Genomic DNA, 16814 nt, shown 5'->3' with positions numbered 1-16814 from the left:
CCTCATTTATTCGCTTTTCTTCTACTTAAATTCATCGCTTTCGACGGCATTTCGTGCTGATCCTGCTTCGCCCGCCCGCCGGTGCCGAGATGGGGCGTGCATCCTCGCTGTAAAATATAATGTACAAATATGTTTACGATAAATGGCTTTGTTAGGCAGGAGGGGTTACAGCGTGATGATGGGCTGTTTAATTGTTTAATATATTGTATTTGTTTAGTTTAAATCTATTTTCGCAACCCTGATTCAAAGGTGTTTTAAGCAAGATAATGACGGTAATCTTTTATTTACAGAAAATGGATTGAAAACTTTACATATCGTGTTAGGGTAGACCCCTGAAACGCTCAATGTTCCATTTCAACGCATAACGCCAAACGACAGGAATAGCATCATGCAAAAAGACGCGCTCAATAACGTACACATCAGTGCAGAACAGGTTCTCATCACGCCGGAGGAGCTGAAGAACCAGTTCCCGCTCAGTGCCGACGACGAAAATGAAATCGCCACTGCGCGTAACACCATCGCCAACATTTTGCAGGGGCGCGATCATCGCCTGTTGGTGGTGTGTGGGCCTTGTTCAATCCACGATCCGGATGCGGCGCTGGACTACGCCCGTCGTTTGAAAACCCTGGCGGCTGACTTGAGCGATCAGCTGTATATCGTTATGCGCGTCTACTTTGAAAAACCCAGAACCACTGTCGGCTGGAAAGGTTTGATCAACGATCCGTACATGGACGGTTCGTTTGACGTTGAAGCAGGCTTGCATATCGCGCGTCGCCTGTTGCTGGATCTGGTGGGCATGGGCTTGCCGTTGGCTACCGAAGCGTTGGATCCGAACAGCCCGCAGTACCTGGGCGATTTGTTCAGCTGGTCGGCGATCGGCGCGCGTACCACCGAATCTCAGACCCACCGAGAAATGGCATCCGGCCTGTCGATGCCGGTCGGGTTCAAAAACGGCACCGACGGCAGCCTGGGCACCGCCATCAACGCCATGCGCGCCGCTGCCATGCCGCATCGCTTCGTCGGCATTAACCAGGCAGGCCAGGTTTGCCTGCTGCAGACTCAGGGCAACCCGGATGGGCACGTGATCCTGCGCGGCGGCAAAACTCCGAACTACAGCGCTGAGCACGTTGCGGCCTGTGAAAAACAGATGCTTGAGGCGGGACTCCACCCGTCCTTGATGATAGATTGCAGCCATGGCAACTCGAATAAAGACTATCGCCGTCAGCCGGCGGTTGCCGAGTCCGTGGTGGAGCAGATCAAGGCGGGTAACCGCTCAATCACCGGCATTATGCTGGAGAGCCATCTGCATGAGGGCAATCAGTCTTCCGAACAGCCGCGTGCAGACATGCGTTACGGTGTGTCCGTCACCGACGCCTGCATCAACTGGGAGAGTACGGAAACCCTGTTGCGCCATATGCATCAGGAACTCGGCGCTGCGCTGACGGCCCGCACGGGAGAAAAGTAAGTTATGGTGGCAGAACTGACCGCGCTGCGCGATCAAATCGATGAGGTGGATAAAGCGCTGCTGGATCTGCTGGCGAAACGCCTGCATCTGGTAGCGGAAGTGGGCGAAGTCAAAAGCCGTCATGGCCTGCCGGTTTACGTACCGGAGCGCGAAGCCGCGATGCTGGCCTCGCGCCGCCGGGAGGCGGAAAATCTCGGCGTGCCGCCGGATCTGATCGAAGATGTGTTGCGCCGCGTGATGCGCGAGTCATACGTCAGCGAGAACGATAAGGGCTTTAAAACCCTGTGCCCGCAGCTGCGGCCGATCGTCATTATCGGCGGCAACGGTCAAATGGGCAGGTTGTTCAATCGCTTGCTGACGTTGTCGGGTTATCAGGTCAGGGTGTTGGATCAGGAAGATTGGCCGCAGGCGGAGCAGCTGTTGGCGGATGCCGGCATGGTGATCGTCAGCGTGCCGATCCACGTGACCGAGCAGGTGATAAGCCGCCTGCCGACGCTGCCTGCCGATTGTATTCTGGTGGACCTGGCGTCGGTGAAGAACCGGCCTTTACACGCGATGTTGGCGGCGCACAGCGGCCCGGTGGTCGGTCTGCATCCGATGTTCGGCCCGGACGTGGGCAGCGTGGCCAAGCAGGTGGTGGTCTATTGCGACGGCCGCCAGCCGGAGGCGTATCAGTGGCTGCTTGAACAGTTGCAGGTGTGGGGGGCGCGGCTGCATCGCATCAGCGCGGCCGAGCACGATCAGAATATGGCGTTTATTCAGGCGCTGCGGCACTTCGCTACCTTCGCCTACGGGCTGCACCTGGCGGAAGAGAACGTGCAACTGGAGCAGCTGCTGGCGCTCTCTTCGCCAATCTACCGGTTGGAGCTGGCGATGGTTGGCCGCCTGTTCGCACAGGATCCGCAGCTGTACGCCGATATCATTATGTCGTCGGAAGAAAATGTGGCGCTGATTAAGCGTTACTACCAGCGCTTCGGCGAGGCGATAAAGCTGTTGGAGCATGGCGACAAACAGGCGTTTATCGAGAGCTTCCGCAAGGTAGAGCATTGGTTCGGCGATTACGCCCAGCGCTTCCTGGTGGAGAGCCGCACGCTGTTGCGGCAGGCTAACGACAGCCGGCAGTAAAACTGCGGGCAGTAAACATAAAGGGTTCGGCTTGGCCGAACCCTTTTTTACGGTTTCAGGATGGGTTGACCGGCACCACGGTGTCGCTTGGGTAACAGCCCAGCACCTTCAGCGAGCGGGTGATCGGCGCCAGATCGCGCAGCGCTTTTTGCATCGCCTCGGCGCGCAGGTTGGCCTGCACATCGATATAGAACATCTCCTCCCACGGATTGCCGTTGATCGGACGTGATTCCAGCTTGGTCATGATGATGCCGTTATCGCGCAATACCAGCAGCGCTTCGACCAGCGCGCCGGATTGTTGGCCGGTCGCCATGATCAGCGTGGTTTTTGCCGGCACCTGTTCGGAGACATCGATCGCTTTGCGCGCCAGCACGATGAAGCGAGTGATGTTTTGCTGCTGGTTGGCGAGATTGTGTTCCAGCACCTGCAACCCGTACAGCGCGCCGCCGGCCTCGCTGCCCAGTGCAGCCACCTTCGGTGAATTCAGCTTGGCGACTTTCTCCATCGCGGCCGCCGTGCTTTCGGTGTATTCGATTTTCCAGTGCGGGAAGCGGTTAAGGAACTGGCTGCACTGTTGGAACGGCTGCGGATGGCTGTAGACGGTTTCTATCTGGCTCAGATCGCTGTCGCCGGCGATCAGAACGCAGTGGTTGATAGGGTTAGTCAGTTCGCCGACGATCGACAGGCTGGTGTGTTGCAGCAGATCGTAGACCTCGTTTATCGAACCGGAGCTGGTGTTCTCGATCGGCAAAATCGCATAGTCCGCCTGGCCGGTTTCCACCTGGGCGAAAATATCCTGAAACTTCTGGCAGCCGCATTCGATCAGCCGATCGAAGTGGCGGGCAGCGTATTGGCGTGCCGCCAGATGTGAATAAGAGCCTTTCGGGCCGAGGAAAGCGATGCGGGCGGAATGCTGGCTGACGGGGTTGAGCTGGTGCTGCAACAGCGCCTGCTGGGTCAGAACGGAGTCTTCAATGATCAGTTGGAACAGGCGGGTGACGTAGAAACCGTCCAGGTCGTAAGGCTTGGCGGCGGCGATCAGCGCATCCAGCAGATCGCGTTCGCGCTCTTTGTCACGGATCGGGCGGTGAGAGTGCAGCTTAGTCTTGCCGACTTCGATCGCCAGCTCACGGCGTTCCGCCAGCAAGGCCAACAGTTTCAAGTCCAGTGCGCTGATGCGCTCGCGCAGCACCAATAACGGGTTGTCAGTCATAATCAGCTTCCGCCTTCAGTTCTTATTCGTTGTAAAACAGCCATAAAAAAAGCCCCCTGTTTCCAGGAGGCCTTGTTGTTCGTCTTCGCATTCTTTCTCACACGACGAAACGCCTCCCAGTCAGGGGAAGGTAAAAAAGAATGCGAAGAAAAACGGTGTGCGTGGCATGGTCTACCTAAGGTTAATGCGAACAGGTTTTAAAGTAACCGCTGGCTTTTACCCCGTCAACAAAAATACCCGACAAAAAACGCGCCCTCGGGCGCGTTTGATGCGGCAATCGCTGTCGGACGGTTATTCCTGCTCTTGCGTGACTTCCGGCACAATGTCTTTCACGCTGGCATTGCAGCGGCGCGCTTCGCCTTTGTGCTGCACTTTGTTCAACTGGCGCTCCAGTTTGGCGATCAGCTCGTTAACGGCGGTATACATGTCATCATGTTTGGCGCTGGCGACCAGCGGGCCGTTAGGCGTAGTAATGGTAGCGTCGGCGACAAACCCTTGCGGCTCTTTGGATAAGACGATATGCGGGTTAATCAGCTGGGTCTGCCATTTTTCCAGTTTGGTGAGACGGTCTTCGACGTGATTGCGGATTGCGGGAGTGATATCCATTTGTTTGCTGGTAATGTTCAATGTCATATAACTTACCTCTCTGTCTTTCCGTCTTGGTGAATCCAGCATACCCCGCTTTTTGTTTAAATGCGTGATGTAAATCACGATTTTTTGTCACTTTTTGCAAAGTTAGTTCAATCTGTGATTCAGCATTTGAATTGGCTATCTAATGCTTGAGAGTTGCCGCCGGATGGCGCATTATCGATGAGTTGACCGGTGAGGAGCGCTAGCTAACACCGTGTTTTTACTTGTGTATTTTTCCAGTAAAAACCAGGTCGACGCCAATGAAAACGGCAGCCTTGGCTGCCGTTTGGTTTTTCTGCCGTTGCCGACGCGCGCTTATTGTGGGTTGGCGGCGATCACTTTGGCCACTTTGTCAGCCTGGCCGTTCAGCTGCAGCTGCTTGTAGGCATTTTCCATCAGCGGCAACACGTCGTGCGTCGCTTTGGTATCCGGGAATTCACGCAACATCTGCTCGGCGCGATTAACGACCGCGACGTAAGCACCACGTTTAGTGTAGTATTCCGCCACCGAAAGCTCATACTTGGCCAAACGATCTTTCAGATACACCAAACGCTTGTTGGCGTCGGTCGCGTATTGGCTGTTCGGGTATTGCTGAATCAACTGGCTGAAGTCGCGGAACGCAGCGCGAGCGTGCTGAGGATCGCGGTCCGAACGGTCAACCCCGAAGAAGCCCTGCAGCGCGCTGTCATCAAGCGCCATATCGGTCAGGCCGCGCATGTACATCACGTAATCGATGTTCGGGTGCGTCGGATTCAGGCGCATGAAGCGATCGATGGATGCCTGAGCCATTGGCAAGTCGGCAGCCTTATAATAGGCGTAAATCAAATCCAGCTGGACCTGCTGGGAATACGGCCCGAAAGGATAGCGGTTATCTAACGCTTCGAGTTGCGTAATCGCGCCCTTGAAGTTACCGTCCTGCAGTTTTTGCTGCGCGGTAGCATAGATTTCCGAAGGCGGGTTGTCGGGAACCGCATCCTTGGATGTGGAGCAACCTGCCAGCGCCAGGCTCAACGTGGCTGCCGCCACCAGATATTTCATACGCGTCATGACGTTTTGATTATCCTCAGGGTGTTATTCCGGGAGACTGTCCGTTAAGCTCCCGACAAAGACCAGGTACAATAGCACATTATATTAAACGGCATCGCCGTGAAAACCCAACGTTAACGAAGAAGCTGCATATGGCACAACAAGTACAACTCACCGCAACGGTGGCCGAATCTCAACTCGGACAACGTTTAGATCAGGCTTTGGCCGAATTGTTCCCTGATTATTCACGATCTCGCATAAAAGAGTGGATCCTGGGCGATCGGGTGAAGGTCAATGGCAAAACGTCAAACAAACCGAAAGAGAAGGTGCTGGGCGGAGAGACAGTCGCCATCGATGCACAGATAGAAGAAGAAGCGCGTTGGGAGCCGCAGGATATCGCGCTGGATATCGTCTATGAAGACAGCGATATCCTGGTGATCAACAAGCCGCGCGATTTGGTGGTGCACCCTGGCGCCGGTAACCCGGACGGCACGGTGCTCAATGCGCTGCTGCATCACTACCCGGAAATCGCCGACGTGCCGCGTGCCGGCATCGTGCACCGTCTGGATAAAGACACCACCGGCCTGATGGTGGTGGCGAAAACCGTGCCGGCGCAAACCCGGCTGGTGGAGGCGCTGCAGGCGCGCGAAATCACCCGTGAATACGAAGCGGTGGCGATCGGCACCATGACGGCAGGCGGTACGGTAGAAGAACCCATCGCGCGCCATTCCACCAAGCGCACTCACATGGCGGTGCACCCGATGGGTAAGCTGGCGGTGACGCACTATCGCATTATGGAGCACTTCCGCGCGCACACTCGTCTGCGCTTGCGCCTGGAAACCGGCCGTACTCACCAGATCCGCGTGCACATGGCTTACATTAGCCATCCGCTGGTGGGCGATCCGCTGTACGGCGGCCGTCCGCGTCCGCCGAAAGGCGCTTCGGAGGCCTTCATCAACACGCTGCGCGGCTTTGACCGCCAGGCGCTGCACGCTACCATGCTGCGTTTGTATCACCCGATCAGCGGCATCCAGATGGAGTGGCATGCGCCGCTGCCGCAGGACATGGTTGATCTGATCAACGCGCTGAAGGCGGACACCGAAGAATTCAAAGATCAGATGGACTGGTAATGCGCTCGCTCATTCTGCCCGACTGGCCGTTGCCTCCCGGCGTTAAAGCTTGCAGCACCACGCGCGATGGTGGCGTCAGCCTGCCACCTTATGACTCGCTGAACCTCGGCGCTCACGTGGGCGACGAGGCGCAAGCGGTGAAGCGCAATCGGGAAAGGTTGGTTACCGCCGCCGGCTTGCCGCAGATGCCGGTATGGCTCGAGCAGGTGCACGGCACTCGCGTGGTGACGTTGACGGGACAAGCGCCCGCCGATCTGCGGGCGGATGCGGTGTACACCAACGTGCCGGGTCAGGTGTGCGCAGTGATGACGGCGGATTGTCTGCCGGTGCTGTTCTGCTCGCAGCACGGCGACGAAGTGGCAGCCGCTCACGCCGGTTGGCGTGGGCTATGCCACGGCGTGCTGGAGCAAACCGTGGCGGCGTTCAGCGCCGCACCGGGCCAAATCAGCGCCTGGCTGGGGCCGGCGATCGGCCCGCAGCAGTTCGAGGTCGGGCCGGAGGTGCGCGCCGCTTTCATGGCGGAAGACGCTGAGGCCGCAGCGGCATTTACCCCGCACGGCGATAAGTTTTTGGCTAATATCTACTTGCTGGCTCGCCAACGCTTGTTGCGTGCGGGCGTTCAGGCCATTTATGGCGGCGACCGCTGTACGGTTAACGAAATGAGCCATTTTTTCTCCTATCGACGCGATGGAATAACCGGACGTCTGGCAAGTTTAATCTGGCTGATATAACCTATTGAATTAGGACGATCCAACGACGCATGGCGTTGTACCGAAAATTTAGCGTCGAGATAACCTTGAAAATTTGAGGGATGACCTCATTTAATCTCCAGTAGCAATTTCGACCCATCTTGGAGGTGTTATGCGTCTGGATCGTCTTACCAACAAATTCCAGCTTGCCCTCGCCGATGCCCAGTCACTAGCCCTTGGGCACGACAACCAGTTTATTGAACCGCTACATCTGATGAGCGCCCTGCTCAATCAGGAAGGGGGCACGGTTCGTCCACTATTAACTTCCGCAGGTATCGATGCCGGGCGTGTGCGCACCGAGATCGAACAGGCGCTGTCCCGTTTACCGCAGGTAGAAGGCACCGGTGGCGACGTTCAACCGTCCCACGAGTTGGTGCGCGTTTTGAACCTGTGCGACAAGCTGGCGCAAAAGCGTGCGGACAAATTCATTTCTTCCGAGCTGTTTGTGCTTGCGGTGCTGGAAGACCGCGGCTCGTTGACCGACTTGTTGAAAGCGGCCGGCGCGACGGCCGACAAAATCAGCAAAGCCATTGAACAAATGAGAGGCGGTGACAGCGTGGAAGACCAAGGCGCCGAAGACCAACGGCAGGCATTGAAGAAATACACTATCGATCTGACCGAACGTGCTGAGCAGGGCAAGCTTGACCCGGTGATCGGCCGTGACGAAGAGATCCGTCGCACCATTCAGGTGCTGCAACGCCGTACCAAAAACAACCCGGTGTTGATCGGCGAGCCTGGCGTGGGTAAAACCGCCATCGTCGAAGGTCTGGCGCAGCGCATCATTAACGGCGAAGTGCCGGAAGGACTGAAGCACAAGCGCGTATTGTCCCTCGATATGGGCGCCTTGATCGCCGGCGCCAAATATCGCGGCGAGTTTGAAGAGCGTCTGAAAGGCGTGCTCAACGATCTGGCCAAGCAGGAAGGCAGCGTTATCCTGTTTATCGACGAACTGCATACCATGGTCGGTGCCGGTAAGGCGGATGGCGCGATGGACGCAGGCAATATGCTGAAGCCGGCGCTGGCGCGCGGCGAGCTGCACTGCGTCGGTGCCACCACGCTGGATGAATACCGTCAATATATAGAGAAGGATGCGGCGCTCGAACGTCGTTTCCAGAAAGTGTATGTGGCTGAGCCGAGCGTGGAAGACACCATTGCTATTCTGCGCGGCCTGAAAGAGCGTTACGAACTGCACCACCACGTGCAGATCACCGACCCGGCCATTGTGGCGGCGGCAACGCTTTCGCACCGCTATATCGCCGATCGTCAATTGCCGGACAAGGCTATTGACCTTATCGACGAAGCGGCGTCCAGCATTCGCATGCAGATGGACTCCAAGCCGGAGTCGCTCGACAGGCTTGAGCGCCGCATCATCCAATTGAAACTGGAACAGCAGGCGCTGAATAAAGAGTCTGATGACGCCAGCAAGAAACGCCTGGACATGCTGAGCGATGAGCTGGGGCAGAAAGAGCGCGAATACTCGGAGCTGGAAGAAGAGTGGAAAGCGGAAAAAGCGTCGCTCTCCGGCACCCAGAATATCAAGGCTGAACTCGAGCAGGCCAAAATCACCCTGGAGCAGGCGCGTCGCGTCGGCGATCTGGGGCGGATGTCGGAACTGCAGTACGGCAAAATCCCTGAGCTGGAAAAACAGCTCGCCGCCGCCACGCAGGCCGAAGGCAAGAGCATGAAGCTGCTGCGCAACCGGGTGACCGATGCGGAGATTGCCGAAGTGCTGGCGCGTGCCACCGGGATCCCGGTCGCAAGAATGCTGGAAGGCGAGCGCGACAAGCTGCTGCGCCTGGAACAAGAACTGCATTCGCGAGTGATTGGCCAGGACGAAGCGGTCAGCGCAGTCTCCAATGCGATTCGCCGCAGCCGTGCGGGGCTGTCCGATCCTAACCGACCGATCGGTTCGTTCCTGTTCCTCGGCCCGACCGGGGTGGGGAAAACCGAGCTCTGCAAGGCGCTGGCTTCGTTCCTGTTCGACAGCGACGACGCCATGGTGCGTATCGATATGTCCGAGTTTATGGAGAAACACTCCGTTTCGCGTCTGGTCGGTGCGCCTCCGGGCTATGTCGGTTATGAAGAGGGCGGCTACCTGACGGAAGCCGTACGTCGCCGGCCTTATTCGGTGATTCTGCTGGATGAAGTCGAGAAAGCGCACCCGGACGTGTTCAATATTCTGTTGCAGGTGTTGGATGACGGCCGCCTGACCGATGGTCAAGGCCGCACCGTCGATTTCCGCAATACCGTGGTGATCATGACGTCCAACCTGGGTTCCGATCTGATCCAGGAGCATTTCGGTCAGATGAACTACGCGCAGATGAAAGAGTCGGTGATGGAGATGGTGAGTCACCACTTCCGTCCAGAGTTCATCAACCGTATCGACGAAGTGGTGGTGTTCCACCCGCTGGGCGAGAAACACATCGCCGCGATCGCCAAGATTCAGTTGTCGCGTCTGTACAAGCGTTTGGAAGAGCGCGGTTACGAAGTGACCATGACCGAACCGGCTCTGGCGCTGTTAAGCAAAACAGGCTACGACCCTGTATATGGCGCGCGCCCGTTGAAACGCGCTATTCAGCAGGAAATCGAGAACCCGCTGGCGCAACAAATCCTGTCCGGCAAGCTGATACCTGGCAAGCTGGTGACGTTGGATGTGGAAAACGACCATATCGTTGCCCGCCAATAACGGCGATTAAGGATAATAAAGATGAAAGGGAGCGGGGGACCGCTCCCTTTTCTTTATCTTCGTTTGTCCCTATTTACAGGGGTTGCCGCTATTACTGCGCTAAAATCGGCATTTTTTGACTAATAAACATCCTAAAAAGGCGTTTTTGGTGATTATTTGAACGCTTGAAAAGTTTTTTGCATTTAGGGGTTGCGGCCCGCCGAGAACTCCCTATAATGCGCCTCCACTGACCGGGAACAACGACTGACAAGCCGCCGGGTCAGCGAGAAGAAAGCGAAATAAACGCTTGACTCTCCGGGTGAAAAGCGTAATATACGCAGCCCGCGCCGATGAGTTTCTCGGCACTGCTCTTTAACAATTTATCAGACAATCTGTGTGGGCACTCCACAAGACGATATCCAGCATCTTCGGATGCAAAAAAAATATCAAGTCTTGAAGAGTGACTAACTGAAGTAAAATTCATGCAGTAAATCTTTGAGCACCGCTTCTCGAGTGGAAGCAAATCAAGCTTTTAATTGAAGAGTTTGATCATGGCTCAGATTGAACGCTGGCGGCAGGCTTAACACATGCAAGTCGAGCGGTAGCACAGGGGAGCTTGCTCCCCGGGTGACGAGCGGCGGACGGGTGAGTAATGTCTGGGAAACTGCCTGATGGAGGGGGATAACTACTGGAAACGGTAGCTAATACCGCATAACGTCGCAAGACCAAAGAGGGGGACCTTCGGGCCTCTTGCCATCAGATGTGCCCAGATGGGATTAGCTAGTAGGTGGGGTAATGGCTCACCTAGGCGACGATCCCTAGCTGGTCTGAGAGGATGACCAGCCACACTGGAACTGAGACACGGTCCAGACTCCTACGGGAGGCAGCAGTGGGGAATATTGCACAATGGGCGCAAGCCTGATGCAGCCATGCCGCGTGTGTGAAGAAGGCCTTCGGGTTGTAAAGCACTTTCAGCGAGGAGGAAGGTGGTGAACTTAATACGTTCATCAATTGACGTTACTCGCAGAAGAAGCACCGGCTAACTCCGTGCCAGCAGCCGCGGTAATACGGAGGGTGCAAGCGTTAATCGGAATTACTGGGCGTAAAGCGCACGCAGGCGGTTTGTTAAGTCAGATGTGAAATCCCCGGGCTCAACCTGGGAACTGCATTTGAAACTGGCAAGCTAGAGTCTCGTAGAGGGGGGTAGAATTCCAGGTGTAGCGGTGAAATGCGTAGAGATCTGGAGGAATACCGGTGGCGAAGGCGGCCCCCTGGACGAAGACTGACGCTCAGGTGCGAAAGCGTGGGGAGCAAACAGGATTAGATACCCTGGTAGTCCACGCTGTAAACGATGTCGATTTGGAGGTTGTGCCCTTGAGGCGTGGCTTCCGGAGCTAACGCGTTAAATCGACCGCCTGGGGAGTACGGCCGCAAGGTTAAAACTCAAATGAATTGACGGGGGCCCGCACAAGCGGTGGAGCATGTGGTTTAATTCGATGCAACGCGAAGAACCTTACCTACTCTTGACATCCAGAGAACTTTCCAGAGATGGATTGGTGCCTTCGGGAACTCTGAGACAGGTGCTGCATGGCTGTCGTCAGCTCGTGTTGTGAAATGTTGGGTTAAGTCCCGCAACGAGCGCAACCCTTATCCTTTGTTGCCAGCGGTTCGGCCGGGAACTCAAAGGAGACTGCCAGTGATAAACTGGAGGAAGGTGGGGATGACGTCAAGTCATCATGGCCCTTACGAGTAGGGCTACACACGTGCTACAATGGCATATACAAAGAGAAGCGACCTCGCGAGAGCAAGCGGACCTCATAAAGTATGTCGTAGTCCGGATTGGAGTCTGCAACTCGACTCCATGAAGTCGGAATCGCTAGTAATCGTAGATCAGAATGCTACGGTGAATACGTTCCCGGGCCTTGTACACACCGCCCGTCACACCATGGGAGTGGGTTGCAAAAGAAGTAGGTAGCTTAACCTTCGGGAGGGCGCTTACCACTTTGTGATTCATGACTGGGGTGAAGTCGTAACAAGGTAACCGTAGGGGAACCTGCGGTTGGATCACCTCCTTACCTAAAGATATTAGTTCGCGTGGCGTGCTCACACAGATTGTCTGATGAAAAAGTAACGAGCAAAAGCGTCATAAAAGTACGGTGTCGTGTCCCCTTCGTCTAGAGGCCTAGGACACCGCCCTTTCACGGCGGTAACAGGGGTTCGAATCCCCTAGGGGACGCCAAGCTTCCGACCCACCCGGTGAAAGCGGCGGTCCCAAGTATCTGACGATACACCATATCTTAAAGATGACTTCCGAGTCATGTTTAAGATATTGCTCTTTAACAATCTGGAACAAGCTGAAAATTGAAACATGACGGCTGAAATTTGTCCCTCCGTAGATGTATTGGGATGAAGAGTAACCTGTCATAGAGTCTCTCAAATGTTTGCAGCGCGAACGATGGAAACATCTTCGGGTTGTGAGGTTAAGTGACTAAGCGTACACGGTGGATGCCTAGGCAGTCAGAGGCGATGAAGGGCGTGCTAATCTGCGAAAAGCGTCGGTAAGGTGATATGAACCGTTACAACCGGCGATACCCGAATGGGGAAACCCAGTGTGTTTCGACACACTATCATGTCATGAATACATAGTGGCATGAGGCGAACCGGGGGAACTGAAACATCTAAGTACCCCGAGGAAAAGAAATCAACCGAGATTCCCCCAGTAGCGGCGAGCGAACGGGGAGGAGCCCAGAACCTGAATCGGCTTGTGTGTTAGTGGAAGCGTCTGGAAAGTCGCGCAGTAAAGGGTGATAGCCCCGTACACTAAAATGCACAGGTCGTGAGTTCGATGAGTAGGGCGGGACACGTGACATCCTGTCTGAATATGGGGGGACCATCCTCCAAGGCTAAATACTCCTGACTGACCGATAGTGAACCAGTACCGTGAGGGAAAGGCGAAAAGAACCCCGGCGAGGGGAGTGAAATAGAACCTGAAACCGTGTACGTACAAGCAGTGGGAGCACCTTCGTGGTGTGACTGCGTACCTTTTGTATAATGGGTCAGCGACTTATATTTTGTAGCAAGGTTAACCGTATAGGGGAGCCGTAGGGAAACCGAGTCTTAACTGGGCGATTAGTTGCAAGGTATAGACCCGAAACCCGGTGATCTAGCCATGGGCAGGTTGAAGGTTGGGTAACACTAACTGGAGGACCGAACCGACTAATGTTGAAAAATTAGCGGATGACTTGTGGCTGGGGGTGAAAGGCCAATCAAACCGGGAGATAGCTGGTTCTCCCCGAAAGCTATTTAGGTAGCGCCTCGTGAACTCATCTTCGGGGGTAGAGCACTGTTTCGGCTAGGGGGCCATCCCGGCTTACCAAACCGATGCAAACTCCGAATACCGAAGAATGTTATCACGGGAGACACACGGCGGGTGCTAACGTCCGTCGTGAAGAGGGAAACAACCCAGACCGCCAGCTAAGGTCCCAAAGTCATGGTTAAGTGGGAAACGATGTGGGAAGGCATAGACAGCCAGGATGTTGGCTTAGAAGCAGCCATCATTTAAAGAAAGCGTAATAGCTCACTGGTCGAGTCGGCCTGCGCGGAAGATGTAACGGGGCTAAACCATGCACCGAAGCTGCGGCAGCGACGCTTAGCGTTGTTGGGTAGGGGAGCGTTCTGTAAGCCGTTGAAGGTGGCCTGTGAGGGTTGCTGGAGGTATCAGAAGTGCGAATGCTGACATAAGTAACGATAAAGCGGGTGAAAAGCCCGCTCGCCGGAAGACCAAGGGTTCCTGTCCAACGTTAATCGGGGCAGGGTGAGTCGACCCCTAAGGCGAGGCTGAAAAGCGTAGTCGATGGGAAACAGGTTAATATTCCTGTACTTGGTGTTACTGCGAAGGGGGGACGGAGAAGGCTAGGCTAGCCGGGCGACGGTTGTCCCGGTTTAAGCGTGTAGGGGGTGTGACCTGGTAAATCCGGTTGCATACTAACCCTGAGGCGTGATGACGATGCACTACGGTGCAGAAGTAGTTGATGCCCTGCTTCCAGGAAAATCCTCTAAGCTCCAGGTAACATTAAATCGTACCCCAAACCGACACAGGTGGTCAGGTAGAGAATACCAAGGCGCTTGAGAGAACTCGGGTGAAGGAACTAGGCAAAATGGTGCCGTAACTTCGGGAGAAGGCACGCTGGCATGTAGGTGAAGTCCCTCGCGGATGGAGCTGAAGCCAGTCGAAGATACCAGCTGGCTGCAACTGTTTAATAAAAACACAGCACTGTGCAAACACGAAAGTGGACGTATACGGTGTGACGCCTGCCCGGTGCTGGAAGGTTAATTGATGGGGTCAGCCGCAAGGCGAAGCTCTTGATCGAAGCCCCAGTAAACGGCGGCCGTAACTATAACGGTCCTAAGGTAGCGAAATTCCTTGTCGGGTAAGTTCCGACCTGCACGAATGGCGTAATGATGGCCAGGCTGTCTCCACCCGAGACTCAGTGAAATTGAACTCGCTGTGAAGATGCAGTGTACCCGCGGCAAGACGGAAAGACCCCGTGAACCTTTACTATAGCTTGACACTGAACATTGAGCCTTGATGTGTAGGATAGGTGGGAGGCTTTGAAGCGTGGACGCCAGTCTGCGTGGAGCCATCCTTGAAATACCACCCTTTAATGTTTGATGTTCTAACTCGGCCCCGTGATCCGGGGTGAGGACAGTGTCTGGTGGGTAGTTTGACTGGGGCGGTCTCCTCCCAAAGAGTAACGGAGGAGCACGAAGGTTAGCTAATCACGGTCGGACATCGTGAGGTTAGTGCAAAGGCATAAGCTAGCTTGACTGCGAGAGTGACGGCTCGAGCAGGTACGAAAGTAGGTCTTAGTGATCCGGTGGTTCTGAATGGAAGGGCCATCGCTCAACGGATAAAAGGTACTCCGGGGATAACAGGCTGATACCGCCCAAGAGTTCATATCGACGGCGGTGTTTGGCACCTCGATGTCGGCTCATCACATCCTGGGGCTGAAGTAGGTCCCAAGGGTATGGCTGTTCGCCATTTAAAGTGGTACGCGAGCTGGGTTTAGAACGTCGTGAGACAGTTCGGTCCCTATCTGCCGTGGGCGTTGGAAGATTGAGAGGGGTTGCTCCTAGTACGAGAGGACCGGAGTGAACGCACCACTGGTGTTCGGGTTGTCATGCCAATGGCATTGCCCGGTAGCTAAGTGCGGAAAAGATAAGCGCTGAAAGCATCTAAGCGCGAAACTTGCCTCAAGATGAGTCTTCCCTGGGCCTTTAAGGCCCCTGAAGGAACGTTTAAGACTAAGACGTTGATAGGCTGGGTGTGTAAGTGCAGCGATGCATTGAGCTAACCAGTACTAATGATCCGTGAGGCTTAACCTTACAACACCGAAGGTGTTTTTAGAGAGATTTTCAGCGACGTTCCAAGATTGATTCTGATGGCTTCACGGAAGTGAGGCGGTTGGAATGAAACAGAATTTGCCTGGCGGCAATAGCGCGGTGGTCCCACCTGACCCCATGCCGAACTCAGAAGTGAAACGCCGTAGCGCCGATGGTAGTGTGGGGTCTCCCCATGCGAGAGTAGGACACTGCCAGGCATCAAATAAACGTTATCAGTGTGACGACTGGTAATGCGCAAGTCGCAGAGCGCGATATTGCCGGTATCGAAAGATACAACGTAAAAGAATCGGTGGAGCGGTAGTTCAGTTGGTTAGAATACCTGCCTGTCACGCAGGGGGTCGCGGGTTCGAGCCCCGTCCGTTCCGCCACTTAATTGATAAGCCCTGAGTCTCTGACTCAGGGCTTTTTCATATCTGAATTTTGCGCTTCTCAGGCTGGAATTGTCCCTCCTGACAGCCTTGCTTTCTCCATATTGTTGCCTTTAGATCAAAAGTCTTATGCCGAACCAGGCGTTTTTGATCAATAAAAAAGTTGCCATAATCTTCCTCATACCGCATCTACCCGTTAATGAGAGAAAACATTATGAGCATCCCTGCATTTGGTTTAGGTACTTTCCGCCTTCAGGATCAGGTTGTTATCGATTCTGTCAGCACCGCACTCGAGCTGGGCTATCGCACTATCGATACCGCACAGATCTATGAAAACGAAGCGGCTGTTGGCCAGGCTATCGCTGCCAGCGGTGTGAAACGTGAAGACCTGTTCATCACCACCAAGATTTGGATCGCGAACCTGGCGAAAGGCACGTTGATCCCAAGCCTGCAAGAAAGCCTTAAAAAACTGCAAACGTCCTACGTTGATCTGACGCTGATCCACTGGCCGTCACCCAATGACGAAGTGCCGGTTGCCGAATTTATGGCTGAGCTGCTGGAAGCGAAAAAGCTGGGGCTGACCCGCCAAATTGGCGTATCTAACTTCACCATCGACTTGATGCAGCAAGCGATTGACGCGATTGGCGCCGATGAAATCGCCACCAACCAAATCGAGTTGTCACCGTTCTTGCAGAACCGTAAGGTGGTAGCATTCGCGCAGCAGCATGGCATCGCCATCACTTCTTACATGACATTGGCCTATGGCAAAGCGCTGCAGGATGAAACGATCAAAAGCATCGCCGCACGTCACAATGCGACCCCTGCACAGGTTGTCCTGGCTTGGGCACTGAAGCTGGGCTATGCGGTTATTCCATCCTCTACCAAGCGTGAAAACCTGGCGAGCAACCTGTTGGCGCAGCAACTGACGCTGACCGACGAAGATATGGCGCAGATCGCCACACTGGAGTGCAACGGCCGTCTGGTTAGCCCGGAAGGTCTGGCGCCAAACTGGGATTAATCATTCCTCGCAGTAGTCAGCA

At 55.0% G+C, this 16814-nt stretch carries 10 protein-coding genes, 2 tRNA genes, 3 rRNA genes and 1 other annotated feature; of the genes, 11 read left to right on the top strand and 4 right to left on the bottom strand.

All coding sequences use genetic code 11. The features are described from left to right. Positions 1–388 precede the first annotated feature (388 nt). Together J0X03_RS19665 and tyrA are read left to right on the top strand one after the other, a co-directional pair. Complete coding sequence (locus J0X03_RS19665) at positions 389–1465, top strand: 3-deoxy-7-phosphoheptulonate synthase (protein WP_016929016.1); 1077 nt, start codon at positions 389–391, stop codon at positions 1463–1465. 3 nt (positions 1466–1468) lie between these two features. Beyond that, a complete protein-coding gene (gene tyrA, locus J0X03_RS19660; RefSeq protein WP_033641935.1) occupies positions 1469–2590 on the top strand; it encodes a bifunctional chorismate mutase/prephenate dehydrogenase in 1122 nt (373 codons plus the stop codon). Positions 2591–2645: 55 nt separating this feature from the next. Here tyrA and pheA read toward each other — a convergent pair whose 3' ends face one another. The 4 genes from pheA to bamD form a co-directional block, all read right to left on the bottom strand. Next, on the bottom strand, positions 2646–3803 hold the full coding sequence (pheA, locus tag J0X03_RS19655) for a bifunctional chorismate mutase/prephenate dehydratase (RefSeq protein ID WP_033641936.1): 1158 nt from the start codon (positions 3801–3803) through the stop codon (positions 2646–2648). 42 nt (positions 3804–3845) lie between these two features. Beyond that, positions 3846–3972 (bottom strand) — a sequence feature (Phe leader region). Next, entirely contained in the window at positions 3924–3971 is a 48-nt protein-coding gene (locus J0X03_RS19650) for a hypothetical protein (protein ID WP_101428074.1), read from the bottom strand. Its footprint overlaps the feature before it by 48 nt. Before the next feature lie 122 nt (positions 3973–4094). Further along, on the bottom strand, positions 4095–4436 hold the full coding sequence (raiA, locus tag J0X03_RS19645) for a ribosome-associated translation inhibitor RaiA (protein WP_004932457.1): 342 nt from the start codon (positions 4434–4436) through the stop codon (positions 4095–4097). Positions 4437–4748: 312 nt separating this feature from the next. After that, positions 4749–5480 (bottom strand): outer membrane protein assembly factor BamD, encoded by a 732-nt coding sequence (gene bamD, locus J0X03_RS19640; protein ID WP_004932456.1) that lies wholly within the window; start codon positions 5478–5480, stop codon positions 4749–4751. Positions 5481–5611: 131 nt separating this feature from the next. Here bamD and rluD point away from each other — a divergent pair, with 131 nt between their 5' ends. The 9 genes from rluD to dkgB all read left to right on the top strand — a co-directional run bounded on the left by rluD (position 5612) and on the right by dkgB (position 16792). Next, positions 5612–6589 carry a 23S rRNA pseudouridine(1911/1915/1917) synthase RluD gene (gene rluD / locus J0X03_RS19635; protein ID WP_160203988.1) on the top strand — a complete coding sequence of 326 codons (978 nt, stop codon included), beginning with the start codon at positions 5612–5614 and terminating at the stop codon, positions 6587–6589. Then, the gene (yfiH, locus tag J0X03_RS19630) at positions 6589–7320 is read left to right on the top strand and encodes a purine nucleoside phosphorylase YfiH (RefSeq protein ID WP_160203989.1); all 732 of its coding nucleotides are present in this window, start codon (positions 6589–6591) and stop codon (positions 7318–7320) included. Before rluD ends, yfiH begins: the two co-directional genes overlap by 1 nt. Before the next feature lie 130 nt (positions 7321–7450). Further along, positions 7451–10024: an ATP-dependent chaperone ClpB gene (gene clpB, locus J0X03_RS19625; protein ID WP_025301647.1), complete on the top strand. Its 2574-nt coding sequence runs from the start codon at positions 7451–7453 to the stop codon at positions 10022–10024. A gap of 512 nt (positions 10025–10536) precedes the next feature. Next, positions 10537–12078, top strand: a 16S ribosomal RNA gene (locus J0X03_RS19620). A gap of 88 nt (positions 12079–12166) precedes the next feature. After that, a tRNA-Glu gene (locus tag J0X03_RS19615) sits at positions 12167–12242 on the top strand. Between the two features lie 239 nt (positions 12243–12481). Continuing rightward, positions 12482–15388 (top strand): 23S ribosomal RNA (locus tag J0X03_RS19610). Between the two features lie 99 nt (positions 15389–15487). After that, positions 15488–15603: ribosomal RNA gene (gene rrf, locus J0X03_RS19605) — 5S ribosomal RNA — on the top strand. Together the 16S, 23S and 5S rRNA genes with 2 tRNA genes alongside form the textbook arrangement of a ribosomal RNA operon. 94 nt (positions 15604–15697) lie before the next feature. Beyond that, positions 15698–15774 (top strand) — tRNA-Asp (locus J0X03_RS19600). Between the two features lie 214 nt (positions 15775–15988). Next, a complete protein-coding gene (gene dkgB / locus J0X03_RS19595) occupies positions 15989–16792 on the top strand; it encodes a 2,5-didehydrogluconate reductase DkgB (RefSeq protein WP_033641939.1) in 804 nt (267 codons plus the stop codon). Positions 16793–16814: the final 22 nt, after the last annotated feature.

This window comes from Serratia ureilytica, from assembly GCF_017309605.1.
In the GTDB taxonomy this organism is placed as follows: Bacteria; Pseudomonadota; Gammaproteobacteria; order Enterobacterales; family Enterobacteriaceae; genus Serratia; species Serratia ureilytica.
The sequence above is the reverse complement of the archived record's forward strand: the minus strand, read 5'-3'. Positions and strand labels throughout refer to the sequence as shown.

What these genes read in the sequence shown, in the direction of transcription:
- J0X03_RS19665 (WP_016929016.1), top strand. Translation starts at nt 389, where the DNA reads ATGCAAAAAGACGCGCTCAATAACGTACACATCAGTGCAGAACAGGTT.
- tyrA (WP_033641935.1), top strand. Translation starts at nt 1,469, where the DNA reads ATGGTGGCAGAACTGACCGCGCTGCGCGATCAAATCGATGAGGTGGAT.
- pheA (WP_033641936.1), bottom strand. Translation starts at nt 3,803, where the DNA reads ATGACTGACAACCCGTTATTGGTGCTGCGCGAGCGCATCAGCGCACTG.
- raiA (WP_004932457.1), bottom strand. Translation starts at nt 4,436, where the DNA reads ATGACATTGAACATTACCAGCAAACAAATGGATATCACTCCCGCAATC.
- bamD (WP_004932456.1), bottom strand. Translation starts at nt 5,480, where the DNA reads ATGACGCGTATGAAATATCTGGTGGCGGCAGCCACGTTGAGCCTGGCG.
- rluD (WP_160203988.1), top strand. Translation starts at nt 5,612, where the DNA reads ATGGCACAACAAGTACAACTCACCGCAACGGTGGCCGAATCTCAACTC.
- yfiH (WP_160203989.1), top strand. Translation starts at nt 6,589, where the DNA reads ATGCGCTCGCTCATTCTGCCCGACTGGCCGTTGCCTCCCGGCGTTAAA.
- clpB (WP_025301647.1), top strand. Translation starts at nt 7,451, where the DNA reads ATGCGTCTGGATCGTCTTACCAACAAATTCCAGCTTGCCCTCGCCGAT.
- dkgB (WP_033641939.1), top strand. Translation starts at nt 15,989, where the DNA reads ATGAGCATCCCTGCATTTGGTTTAGGTACTTTCCGCCTTCAGGATCAG.